General features: G+C 70.5%; 14 protein-coding genes. 6 read left to right on the top strand and 8 right to left on the bottom strand.

Annotated elements, in window-relative coordinates; genetic code table 11:
• Positions 1-14: 14 nt before the first annotated feature.
• Positions 15-467 (bottom strand): GNAT family N-acetyltransferase, encoded by a 453-nt coding sequence (locus tag ABZ930_RS03380; RefSeq protein WP_361540662.1) that lies wholly within the window; start codon positions 465-467, stop codon positions 15-17.
• Between the two features lie 190 nt (positions 468-657).
• Entirely contained in the window at positions 658-1,116 is a 459-nt protein-coding gene (locus ABZ930_RS03375; RefSeq protein WP_361540659.1) for a MarR family transcriptional regulator, read from the bottom strand.
• A gap of 146 nt (positions 1,117-1,262) precedes the next feature.
• Between ABZ930_RS03375 and ABZ930_RS03370 the strand changes: the two genes are divergently transcribed.
• Together ABZ930_RS03370 and ABZ930_RS03365 are read left to right on the top strand one after the other, a co-directional pair.
• Positions 1,263-2,468: an MFS transporter gene (locus ABZ930_RS03370; protein WP_361540656.1), complete on the top strand. Its 1,206-nt coding sequence runs from the start codon at positions 1,263-1,265 to the stop codon at positions 2,466-2,468.
• An 81-nt stretch (positions 2,469-2,549) separates the two neighbouring features.
• Complete coding sequence (locus tag ABZ930_RS03365; protein WP_351449402.1) at positions 2,550-2,972, top strand: heme-binding protein; 423 nt, start codon at positions 2,550-2,552, stop codon at positions 2,970-2,972.
• Positions 2,973-3,082: 110 nt separating this feature from the next.
• Here the strand turns inward: ABZ930_RS03365 and ABZ930_RS03360 are convergent, their stop codons facing one another.
• Positions 3,083-3,949 carry a GNAT family N-acetyltransferase gene (locus ABZ930_RS03360; protein WP_361540652.1) on the bottom strand — a complete coding sequence of 289 codons (867 nt, stop codon included), beginning with the start codon at positions 3,947-3,949 and terminating at the stop codon, positions 3,083-3,085.
• Between the two features lie 630 nt (positions 3,950-4,579).
• Here ABZ930_RS03360 and ABZ930_RS03355 point away from each other — a divergent pair.
• On the top strand, positions 4,580-6,007 hold the full coding sequence (locus ABZ930_RS03355; protein ID WP_361540649.1) for a globin domain-containing protein: 1,428 nt from the start codon (positions 4,580-4,582) through the stop codon (positions 6,005-6,007).
• Between the two features lie 47 nt (positions 6,008-6,054).
• On the opposite strand, the gene ABZ930_RS03350 is transcribed toward ABZ930_RS03355, so the two are convergent.
• The 5 genes from ABZ930_RS03350 to ABZ930_RS03330 form a co-directional block, all read right to left on the bottom strand.
• Complete coding sequence (locus ABZ930_RS03350; protein ID WP_361540646.1) at positions 6,055-6,537, bottom strand: NUDIX hydrolase; 483 nt, start codon at positions 6,535-6,537, stop codon at positions 6,055-6,057.
• A 59-nt stretch (positions 6,538-6,596) separates the two neighbouring features.
• Complete coding sequence (locus tag ABZ930_RS03345; protein WP_361540643.1) at positions 6,597-7,502, bottom strand: LysR family transcriptional regulator; 906 nt, start codon at positions 7,500-7,502, stop codon at positions 6,597-6,599.
• A gap of 219 nt (positions 7,503-7,721) precedes the next feature.
• Entirely contained in the window at positions 7,722-8,855 is a 1,134-nt protein-coding gene (locus ABZ930_RS03340) for a cystathionine gamma-lyase (RefSeq protein WP_361540640.1), read from the bottom strand.
• Positions 8,852-9,352, bottom strand: coding sequence for a low molecular weight protein-tyrosine-phosphatase (locus ABZ930_RS03335; protein WP_361540637.1), 501 nt, complete (start codon positions 9,350-9,352; stop codon positions 8,852-8,854). The genes ABZ930_RS03340 and ABZ930_RS03335 overlap by 4 nt, the downstream gene beginning before the upstream one ends.
• Before the next feature lie 9 nt (positions 9,353-9,361).
• Positions 9,362-9,739 (bottom strand): phage holin family protein, encoded by a 378-nt coding sequence (locus tag ABZ930_RS03330; protein WP_361540634.1) that lies wholly within the window; start codon positions 9,737-9,739, stop codon positions 9,362-9,364.
• A 72-nt stretch (positions 9,740-9,811) separates the two neighbouring features.
• Here ABZ930_RS03330 and ABZ930_RS03325 point away from each other — a divergent pair, with 72 nt between their 5' ends.
• The 3 genes from ABZ930_RS03325 (at position 9,812) to ABZ930_RS03315 (ending at position 11,457) form a co-directional block, all read left to right on the top strand.
• On the top strand, positions 9,812-10,129 hold the full coding sequence (locus ABZ930_RS03325) for a cupin domain-containing protein (protein ID WP_361540631.1): 318 nt from the start codon (positions 9,812-9,814) through the stop codon (positions 10,127-10,129).
• 166 nt (positions 10,130-10,295) lie between these two features.
• Positions 10,296-10,514, top strand: coding sequence for a DUF5326 family protein (locus tag ABZ930_RS03320; RefSeq protein WP_361540628.1), 219 nt, complete (start codon positions 10,296-10,298; stop codon positions 10,512-10,514).
• A 163-nt stretch (positions 10,515-10,677) separates the two neighbouring features.
• Positions 10,678-11,457, top strand: a complete 780-nt coding sequence (locus tag ABZ930_RS03315; protein WP_361540625.1) for a helix-turn-helix domain-containing protein — start codon at positions 10,678-10,680, stop codon at positions 11,455-11,457.
• Positions 11,458-11,491: the final 34 nt, after the last annotated feature.

The raw sequence follows: 11,491 nt of genomic DNA, 5'->3' as shown, positions 1-11,491 counted from the left end.
TCAAACGGGCTTGATCACAGCTGTAGCTTGAACCCCACATGGGACGCCGTGAAGCCGAGCCGCTCGTAGAAGCGATGGGCGTCGGTGCGGGTGGCGTCCGAGGTCAGCTGCACCAACTGGCAGTCCTGACGCCGGGATTCGTCGACGGCCCAGTGGATGAGCTGCGTACCGAGCCCGCTGCCCCGCTCGTCGGAGTGGACGCGCACCCCCTCGATGATCGAGCGGGTTGAGCCCCTGCGGGAGAGCCCGGGGATGACAGTGAGCTGCAGGGTGCCGACGACCCGGCCCTCGCGGACGGCCACGACCAGGTGCTGGTTCGGGTCGGCCGCCAGTCGGGCCTGCGCGGCGAGGTACGGCGCCAGGTCGTCCGGTGACTCCCGCCGCGCGCCGAGCGTGTCGTCCGCCAGCATCGCGACGATCGCCGGTACGTCCTCGGCCGCGGCCGCCCTTATCTCAAGATCTCCCATGCCCGCAGCCTAGGGCCTGTCTTCAAACTCCCCTCGTCGCCCGGAGGGCGGCCCCGCGGCGTCTGGTGCGTGCTCTCGGCGCGCCGGGCGCAAGGCCTCGTACTGGACGTACTCGGCCTTGTGCCCGGTGGGGCGAGAGCGTGTGCCAGGCGTCGCGGGGCAGAGGGGAGTTTGAAGACAGGCCCTAGGGCTACGCGGGCACGCGCAGTTCTTCGACGGCCCTGACCAGCGGAACGAGCTCAGGGTCCTCGGCCGCGGTGTCGAGCGCCTCGCGCAGGGCGGCCTGGTTGGTCGGGCGGGCCTCTTCCAGGAGCTTCAGGCCCGCCTCGGAGACGTTGGTGTAGATCCCGCGCCGGTCGGTGGGGCACAGATAGCGCTGGAGCAGGCCGCGGTCCTCGAGCCGGGTGACCAGACGGGTCGTCGCGCTCTGACTGAGGACGACGGCGTCGGCCACCTGCTTCATCTGGAGATGCCCGCCCTCACCGTCGTGCTGGCGGCTCAGGACGTCGAGCAGTGAGTACTCGCGCACGCTCAGGTCGTGTCCGGCCTGGAGGGCGCGCTCGATGTGCGCCTCGATCCGTCCGTGGAGAAGTGAGAGGGCGCACCAGCCCTGGGAGAGGGCGGTGAGTGCGGGGTCTGTGGCGGTCATGGCTCGTGGATCCTCCGTCCCGGAGTGGATGCGTACCAGGGTAGTCGATGGATCGGGATTGCCCGCGTTTGCAATTAACCGGCGTCTGCAATTATTGTGAGGTCTCGTTAAGCGCACCCGCAACAAATCTGGGAAGGTGAACCCCCATGCCTCTCGCGCTTCTGGCCCTCGCGATCGGGGCCTTCGGGATCGGAACCACGGAATTCGTGATCATGGGACTCCTCCCACAGGTCGCGGGTGACTTCGGCGTCTCCATCCCGACGGCAGGCTTCCTGGTGACCGGCTACGCCCTCGGCGTGATGCTCGGCGCCCCGCTGATGACCGTCCTGGGCACCCGTGTCCCGCGCAAGCGGATGCTGATGGTGCTGATGGGCTTCTTCATCGTCGGCAACCTGCTCTCCGCCGTCGCGCCCGTCTTCGCCGTCATGCTGATCGGCCGCGTGGTCGCCTCGCTCGCCCACGGCGCGTTCTTCGGCATCGGCTCGGTCGTCGCCGCCGAACTGGTGGCGCCCGCCAAGAAGGCCGGCGCGATCGCCATGATGTTCACGGGCCTGACCGTGGCCAACGTCGTCGGCGTCCCGCTCGGCACCCTCATCGGCCAGTCCGTCGGCTGGCGTGTCACGTTCGCCGTCGTCGCCGCGCTCGGCGTCATCGGCCTCGCCGGAATCGCCAAGCTGGTACCCGACCTGCCCAAGCCCGAAGGCGTGCGCCTGCGCCACGAGGTGGCCGCCTTCAAGAACGTGCAGGTCCTGCTCGCCATGGCGATGACCGTGCTCGGCTTCGGCGGGGTCTTCGCGGCCATCACCTACATCACGCCGATGATGACCCACGTCGCCGGATTCGCGGAGGGATCCGTGACCTGGCTGCTCGTCCTCTTCGGGCTCGGCATGGTCGGCGGCAACCTCGTCGGCGGCCGGTTCGCCGACCGCGCGCTGATGCCGATGCTCTACGTGTCGCTGGGCGCTCTCGCCCTCGTCCTCGGGCTGTTCACGGTGACGGCGCACCACAAGGTCCTGGCCGCGATCACCATCGCCCTGATCGGCGCGCTCGGCTTCGCGACGGTGCCGCCGCTGCAGAAGCGGGTCCTCGACCACGCCTCCGGCGCCCCGACGCTCGCCTCGGCCGTCAACATCGGCGCCTTCAACGCCGGCAACGCCCTCTCCGCCTGGCTCGGCGGTCTGGTGATCTCCGCCGGGCTCGGCTACACCGCCCCCAACTGGGTCGGTGCCGCCCTCGCGGCGAGCGCCCTCGTCCTCGCGATCCTGTCGGCCTTCCTGGAGCGGCGCACGCCCGCCACGGTCCCGGCCGTCGAGGCCACCGCACAGCGGCCCGCCGAGCCGGCCCGCATCTGACCCCGGGGCCCCGGCCCCGACCACCCCCCTCGCCCGCGAGAGCGCGCGACGACCCGCACCACCCGCAAGGAGCATCACCTCATGAGCACCCCCACCGCTGTCGCACCGCTGACCATCGACGACGCCGAGACGCTCGTCTCCGCCGCCCGCCGGGCCGCCGAGGCTGCCGGAGTCACCGTCAGCGTCACCGTCCTCGACGCGGGCGGCCACCTCCTCGCGTTCCGCCGCGACGACCGCGCCGTCCTCATCTCCGGCGAGACCAGCACCCGCAAGGCGTACACCGCGCTGCAGCTGAACGCCCCCACCGCCGACCTCGTCGACCTGGTCAAGCCGGACGGGCCGTTCCACACCCTGCCCACCGCCCTCGACCAGCCGCTGCTGTTCATCGCCGGCGGCGTGCCGGTCCACCGCGACGGCCGTCTCATCGGCGCCGTCGGCGTCGGCGGCGGCGCCCCCGAGCAGGACCACGGGTTCGCCACGGAGGCCGTCGGCACCCTCGCCTGAGCCCCCGGCGCCCGATCAGCCCCCAAGTCGTCGCACAGCGGCGCTTCTTGGGGGCTGATCCGGTTTCAGAAGCCCTCAGGGATTCGCTTGCGGAATCCCGAGGCGCCGCTTCAGCCCGCCGCGACCGTCAGCGGGGCGAACCTGCGGGTCCAGTCGCCGGGCAGGTCCGGTGCGCCGTGGTTCATCACCGCGTTGAACGCGACGCCTTCGAGGCCACGTTCCTTCAGCCAGGCGAGCAGATCCTCATGGCGTACGTCGATGTCGGTGCGCAGCGGCCGGTCCGTGCCCGCCGCGAGGGAGGTGACGAGAGCCTTGGCGGTCTCGGTGTCACGGGCGATCAGCGGGCCGACGACATGGGTGTCCATGTTGGGCCAGAGCGCCGCGTAACCGATGAGCCGGCCGTCCTCCTCCGCGACGCGCAGTTGGTCCGAGAAGGCGGGAAGCCGCGTGATGACGTGCGTGCGGTCGGGGCCGAACACCTCGGAGTCGAGGCGCAGGATCGCCGCGAGATCCTCGGCGGTGGCCGGGCGCGTGGCGATGCCCGGGGCGGTGCCACCGGGGGCGAAGCGGCCGCGCACCATCTCGGCCCTGCCGGTGACCTTGAAGCCCAGCTCCTCGTAGAGGGGCTGTCCGTACGGTGTCGCGTGCAGGGTCAGCGGAGTCGTGCCCGCCTGCTCGAGGACGTACTGCATCAGACGCCTGCCGACCCCCTGACGCGCATGGCGTTCGGCGACCAGGACCATGCCGATCGCGCCGAGTTCGGGCCGCTCACCGGGCCCGTACGGAGTCACCACGCAGGCGCTGACGAGTCCCCCGGCGGGGTCGTCGATGCCGTAGCCGGTGCCGGCGCTCAGCAGCAGGCCCCATTTGTGTTCTTCGCGGGGCCAGCCCCGGTCCTCCGAGAGATCGGCGCAGGCGGAGAGGTCGCCACGAGTGAGACGGCGAATGGGCAAATCGGAGAGGGAAGGTGTCGACACGCAGGTCAGGCTGTCGGACTTGCCCCCGTGCCGTCCACCACTTTGCCCGCAGTGACGTGGTGCTTTCGGCCACGTCGGCCCGGCACCCGGACCCGACCCGACGGTCGGGAACGGGACGCAGTTTCACGTGAAACGAGCGCCCGGCGCCCCAGTCGGAGGGAAGACGTACGAATTGGTGGGGCGCGACCGGGAATTGAGGGAATTGCATTACCCGCGAGATCCGGCAAATCGGTAGGGAGGACGGGAGGTGCTTGTGAGCTCGTCGACTGCCGGTATGGTCGACTCCGGTTCCAGTCCCGACCGGGACGGGCCGGGGGGAGCGGCAGGCCGCGGCACGCGCAGGCCGACGCAGCCTAACCGCACGGAGAGATCGAAGACCTGCGCTTTCCGCTTTGCACTCCGTGCAATGACGTCGGGTGGCAAGCTGCGAAGAGGGGACTGCGGACAATGTCACATTCTTGCCTTACTTGTCCGTAGCAGGTCGAAATGCAGTGTTCAATGTGGGCCGCATTGACTAGTCGAACCACACGGGGGAAACCGCAAGGCTTCAGCTCACGAAGCGCTCGGGAGAGTGCCGAAGGGCAGAGAAGTTCGTAGACCGACCGAATGATGTTCGAGGCGAGGCACAGCATGGACGCTCCGACCACTACGTCGGCCGATTCCGGTTCGGACGGCGGGGGCGGCTGGTTCACGCCGCGCAGGACCCCCGATCCGGAGACCAGCGGTACCGAGCGGCAGGACGCCGACGGTCGCCGGGTCACCCCCGTACGCCCCGTGGGCAGGCCCGCGCCCGACCCGTCCGGGCAGCGGGCGGACGAGGGCCGAATACCCGAGCCCCGCAGCCACCAGGAGCCGCCGCGCGCGGCCCCCGCTGCCGGGCCCGCCGCCGCCCCCACCGGTCCCTCCGCGGAACCCCGCCCCCCGCGCTCGCTCCGCGACAACGCCTCCCCCGACGCGATCCTCGTGCGTCGCACGATGGAGGAGGTCGGCCCCGTCGCCGACCAGGTCACGTCGTACTTCTACGCCCTGCTCTTCGTGCGCCACCCGGAGCTGCGCCAGCTCTTCCCCGCCGCGATGGACACCCAGCGCGACCGGCTCCTGAGGGCGCTGCTCACCGCCGCCGAGCACGTCGACAACAAGCTCGTACTGGTCCCGTACCTGAAGAACCTGGGCCGCGGCCACCGCAAGTACGGCACGCACGCCGCGCACTACCCGGCCGTCGGCGAATGTCTCATCGCGGCGCTCACCCAGTACGCGACGACCACCTGGAGCCCCGAGGCGGAAGCCGCCTGGGTCCGCACCTACACGACGATCTCCCAGGTGATGATCGACGCGGCGGCCGAGGACGAGCTGAAGGCGCCCGCCTGGTGGCTGGCGGAGGTCGTCTCGCACGATCTGCGCACCCCCGACATCGCTGTCGTGACCGTGCGGCCGGACCAGCCCTACCCGTTCCTGGCCGGCCAGTACACGACGCTGGAGACACCGTGGTGGCCGCGGATCTGGCGGCACTACTCGTTCGCGTCTGCGCCCCGCTCCGACGGGCTGCTCTCCTTCCACGTGAAGGCGGTCCCGGCCGGCTGGGTCTCCAACGCGCTGGTGCACCGCGCCCGCCCCGGCGACGTCCTGCGGCTCGGCCCGCCCGCCGGTTCCATGACGGTCGACCACAACACCGACAGCGGCCTGCTCTGCCTGGGCGGCGGCACCGGCATCGCCCCCATCAAGGCCCTGGTGGAGGATGTCGCCGAGCACGGCAGACGGCGTCCGGTCGAGGTGTTCTACGGCGCCCGCACCGATCACGACCTGTACGACATCGACACGATGCTGCGCCTTCAGCAGAGCCACCACTGGCTCTCGGTCCGCCCGATCGTCGACCGGCAGGCCCACCTCCAACTGCCGGACGCGGTCCGCGAGTACGGCCCCTGGAACGAGTACGACGCCTATCTCTCGGGTCCGCCCGGCATGATCCGCAGCGGGGTCGACGCCCTGCGCTCCATCGGCATCCCCGGCGACCGCATCCGGCACGACTCGATCGAGGACCTGGTCGCGGCCGCCACCTGACGCCCGTCGCCGGCGGTGCGTTCCGGCGGTGTCGGCCCGGATAGGGGTCAGCCCAGATCGGGAGCGTGCATCGCCCGTACGCCCTCGATGTTGCCGTCCAGGAAGTGGCGCAGCGAGAGCGGCACCAGGTGCACCGAGGCGATGCCGACGCGGGTGAACGGCACCCGCACGATCTCGTACTCGCCGCAGGGCTCGTCGATCTCGGGGCCGTGCCGCTGGTCGAGGTCCATGGACTCCAGGCGGCAGACGAAGAAGTGCTGGACCTTCACGCCGGTGGCGCCGCCGTCCTCGCCGATGTGTTCCACGGTGTCCACGAAGCAGGGCACCACGTCGAGGACCTTGGCGCCGAGTTCCTCGTGCACCTCACGGTGCAGGGCGTCCACGACGGTCGTGTCCTCGGGTTCCACCCCACCACCGGGGGTCAGCCAGTACGGATCCACGCCGGGCTTGGTCCGCTTGATCAGGATCAGGTCGTCGCCGTCGAGCAGAACGGCGCGTGCGGTGCGCTTGACCACGGGTCGGACGGTCATGGGAGAAATGTGGCCCGGTTGGTTCCACGTGAAACATTCGACACCGCTTACCGCCCTTCTCACGACCAGTCGACGGCAGCGCGCAGCAGCCACTCGTGCGCCCGCGCGATGTGCGGCAGGGCGAATGTGCCGGTGCGCACGACCAGGAAGTACGTACGCAGCGGGGGCACCGGCGGATCCAGCAGGGCGACGATCTCTCCCCGGTCGAGCGCCGGGTCGCACAGATAGCGCGGCAGGACGGCGAGCCCGGCCCCGGCGATCACGCAGGAGAGCACCGCACGCAGATCGGAGACGACGATCGTCCCGGCGACGGCGGGCCGGGAGTCGAAGACCGCGGTCCAGTACCGCGTGACCAGCGGCAGCGACTCGTGCACCTCGACCACCGGGAACCGCTCCAGCGAGGGCGCCGCGTCCCGGTGCAGCCTGCCGGAGCCGATCCGGGCCGCCCAGCGCGGCGCGGCCACCAGGACGTGCTCCTCGTCGCAGAGCGGAGTCGCGGTGAGCAGGGTGCCGCGCGGGCGGGCCGTCGTGATGGCCAGATCGTGATGTCCGGCGGCGAGCCCCTCCAAGGTCTCCTCGGCCGTGCCGAACGAGGCCCGCAGCGCGATGCTCTGCCCGTCGCCCCTGGTCAGCGCGGTCAGAGCGGGGAGTGCGCGCTCCGCGGTGAACTCCGGCGGGCCCGCGAGATGCAGCGTGCGGACGCTGGACTCCTCGTCGAGCCCGGTCTCCGTGATCTCCACGAGCGCGTCGAGATGCGGCGCGGCCTTGTGCGCCAGCTCGTCGCCGATGGTCGTGGGCGTCACGCCGCGCGCCTGCCGCAGGAACAGCGGTCGCCCCAACTGCCGCTCCAGGGTGCGTATCTGGGACGTCACGGCCGGCTGGGAGAGGCCGAGCAGCGCGGCGGCCCGGGTGAACGAACCGGCTCGGTGAACCGTCACGAAGGTGCGCAGCAGGGCGAGATCCATGGCGGTACCCCTTCCCTCCCGGCCTCCGGGCCGCGCTCAACTATAAATATGTCGATAGGTTTCTGTCGCTACGGTGATTGGACACTGACACAGAGTCAACTAGCCTTGTTTGCGCGGTTCTTCGCGCGCAGAACCGAGGACGGTCCGAGCCACGAGGGGGGAGGCTCGGACCGTCCGTTCTACGTAGTCCGGTACTAGACGGCCCGAGCCGCCGGTGGGTCAGTCGCCTGACTCCGCCAGCGCCCGCAGCACGTCCGCCACCAGGTCCTCGGTGTTCTCGGCGCCTGCGGAGAAGCGGATGAAGCCGTCCGACACGGCGTCCCCGCCCCAGCGGCCGCGGCGCTCCGCGGTCGACCGGACGCCACCGAAGCTCGTCGCCTCGTCGACCAGGTCCAGCGCGTCGAGAAAGCGCTCGGCCCGTGCGTGCGTGGGCAGTTCGAAGGAGACGACGCAGCCGAAGCGCCGCATCTGACGGGCGGCGACGGCATGCGAGGGATCCTCGGACAGCCCGGGGTGGCGCAGGCCCGTGACGCGCCCGCGCAGCGCCTGCGCCACCGCCAGCGCGTTGGCGTCCTGCCGTGCCACCCGCAGCTCCAGCGTGGCCAGCGACCGGTGGGCCAGCCAGGCCTCCATCGGCCCCGGGATCGCCCCGACGATCTTGCGCCAGCGCTTCACCGCGGCGGCCGACTCGGCGTCCGCGCAGGCGACGTAACCGAGCAGCAGATCGCCGTGGCCGGTGAGCTGCTTGGTGGCACTGGCCACGGAGAAGTCCGCGCCGAGCGCCAGCGGGCGCTGCCCCAGCGGCGTGGCGAGAGTGTTGTCGACGGCCACGAGCGCCCCGCGCGCGTGAGCGGCGTCGGCGAGCCGGCGGATGTCGCAGACGTCGAGCCCGGGGTTGGACGGCGTCTCCAGCCACAGCAGCCGGGCCCCGTCCAGGACGTCGAGCTGGGCGTCCCCGCCGGTCGGCGCGGTGCGCACCTCGACGCCGTAGGCGGTGAGCTGCTCGCGGACGAGCGGGAAGACCTGGTAGCCGTCGGACGGCAGGACCACCGCGTCACCCGCGCGCAGCTGCGAGAACAGGACGGCGGAGATCGCGGCCATGCCCGAGGCGAAGGTCAGACAGGGGACCGCGTCCTGCCCCGGTGCCTCCAACTCGCCGATGGCACGTTCGAGATGGGTCCACGTCGGGTTCTCGTCCCGTCCGTACGTGTAGGGCCCTGACACATCGCCGGGCAGATGGAAATGTGCGGCGAACACCGGCCCGGGGAGGGTGGGTTCGTTCTTCAGCGGCTCGGGCAGGCCGGCCCTGACCGCTCGGGTCCCGTCTCCCCCGGTCCGTTCCGCGTCCGTCATGCCGTCCGCCGCCCCTCCGCGCCCGCGCGCACGGCGTCGAGGAGCCCGTCGCTCGCTGCCTCGACCATCCTCAGGCACTCCTCGAAACCGTCCATGGAGCCGTAGTACGGGTCGGGCACGTCGAGGTCGTCGGCCGCGGGGTCGTAGGACCGCAGCAGCCGCACCTTCTCCGCGTCCCGCGGCGTCGGGGCGAGCCCGCGCAGCGTCCGCAGATGGCCGGAGTCGAGGGCGATCACCAGGTCGAGCCGGTCGAACCAGTCGCGGTGGAACTGCCGGGCCGTGTGCGCACTGGTGTATCCGCCCTCCTGGAGCACGCGGACGGTGCGCGGGTCGGCGCCGTCGCCCTCGTGCCAGCCGTCCGTGCCCGCGCTGTCGATCTCGACGAGGCCGTCGAGCCCCGCCTCCTCGACGTGACGGCGGAAGACGTGCTCGGCCATGGGCGAGCGGCAGATGTTGCCGGTGCAGACGAAACAGACGCGGAACGGTGTGGTGGTCATGGCGGCGGCTCAGTCCTCGTCGGGCAGGACGAGGTTCAGCGCCCAGGAGACGACCGAGATGATCAGGCCGCCGAGGATCGCGGTCCACAGCCCGTCGACGTGGAAGCTGACGTCCAGCTTCCCGGCCAGCCACGAGGTCAGCATCAGCATCAGGGCGTTCACGATCAGCGTGATCAGGCCCAGCGTGAGGATGAAGAGCGGGAAGGTGAGCACCTTCACGATCGGCTTCACGAGGAAGTTGACCAGGCCGAAGAGGAGCGCGACGACGATCAGCGTGCCGACCTTCTTGGGCGTGCTGTCCCCGGTCAGCGTGATCTTGTCGAGCACCCAGACCGCCACCGCCAGGGCGCCCGCGTTGGCGATCGTCTTGACTACGAAATTCTTCATGTGTCTGATCGTGGCAGACGACACCGGTGACACGGCCGGCGACGAGTGTGGACAGTGGGGACGACGAGGGCGATGAAGGCATTCCGGCTGGACGAACTGGAGGCGGAGCGCGCCGCCAACGACGGTGCGTACCTGCAGTTCCTGCGCGAACGGAACATGTCGGTCGGGCTCTACGCGCTGGACGCGGGGGAGCGCGACCCGCAGCAGCCGCACCAGCAGGACGAGGTCTACCTGGTGGTCAGCGGCCGTGCCTCGATCACCGTCGGCATGGAGACCACGCAGGTCGGACGGGGCAGCGTGGTCTACGTCCCGGCCGGCGTCGCCCACAAGTTCCACCACATCAGCGAGGACCTGAGGGTGCTCGTGGTCTTCTCCCCTCCGGAGGGCTGACCGCGGACCCTGGGGTTCCCTAGGGGTCGGGTCAGGGGAGGACAAGGGCTCGCGGGCCCCCGTTCGCGGGTCCGGCGTGCCAGCATTCAAGGCAGGAAGACAGCAGCGTCCCGACGAGGGGCAGCGGAGGAGTCCCGGCGCGGGACACGGAGAAGGAGCGATGGCGATGCGAGAGATATTCGCGGGCATGCCGTGGTGGGTGAAGTGGGTCGCGGTGCCGGTCATCGCCCTGGTCGTGTTCGGCGGGCTGATCGCCAGCATCGTCGGCTTCGTGGTCTGGCTGCTCTTCAAGGTGCTGGTGTTCGCCGCGCTGGTCGGCGGACTGATCTATCTCGTACGGCGGTTCATGGCGGGCTCGTCGTCCTCGCGGGGCAGCGACTGGTGATCCCGGGGCGCGTCCCCGTGCGGTGACCCGGTTCGCACGACCGGGGGAAGTTTCGGATCCGGGCCCGACCAGGCGGTGGCCAAGGGCTAAAGTCCAGAATCCGACTGCTTTGCCCCCGTGAGCCCCGGATACGCGGGGAGACCATGCGCACCGGGAGTACACCTTGGCCACGGCAGATCCCGCACCCGCCACCTCGCAGACGACGCTCATCGGCTCGGTCCAGAGAGCGATGCGGCTGCTCGAGGCGGTCGCCTCGCACGACGAGGGGGCGCCCGCCAAGCAGCTCGCGAGGGAGGCGGGGCTCGCCCTGCCCACGGCGTACCACCTGCTGCGCACGCTCACCCATGAGGGATACCTCCGCAAGGAGAAGGGCGTCTTCGTCTTCGGCGACGCCGCCGAGCGTCTGAGCAGCAGCGGAGCGCAGCAGAAACGTCGCAGCATGATCATCGAGGCGATGGAGCACTGGCGCGACACGCTCGGCGTGCCGGTCTACTTCGCGGTCTACCGCGACGGCGAGATCGAGGTCGTCGCGGTCGCCGACACTCCGGCCAATCCGGCCGTCGAGGAATGGGCCGACTTCCGTGAGACCGGCCATGCGCACGCCATCGGCCAGTGCCTGCTCTCGCAGCTCGGAGAGGATGCGCGCAGGGACCATCTCGACCGCTATCCCGTCTCGTCCCTGACCCCGTACTCACCGCGCGACAACCCCGCTCTCCTGCGGAAACTCGGTGCGCTCGAGCGTATGGAACCGGTCGTGGAGCGACAGGAGTACGCGCTCGGCTCGGCCTGCGCCGCGTTCCCGATCACGGTCGGAACCGCCGCCGCGACATTGGCCATTTCTCTCCCTTCCCATCAGTTCGGGAAGCTGCTTCCCGCGGCCCGTCAGTTGCAGAGCGAGATCGGCAGGCTCGTAGGGACACTCGCCTTCTCTATCAGCATCTGAAAACTCACTCCTTGTGATCCTCCGTGTACGTTGA

It is taken from the genome of Streptomyces sp. NPDC046716 (assembly GCF_040645755.1).
Classification (GTDB): domain Bacteria; phylum Actinomycetota; class Actinomycetes; order Streptomycetales; family Streptomycetaceae; genus Streptomyces.
The sequence above is the reverse complement of the archived record's forward strand: the minus strand, read 5'-3'. Positions and strand labels throughout refer to the sequence as shown.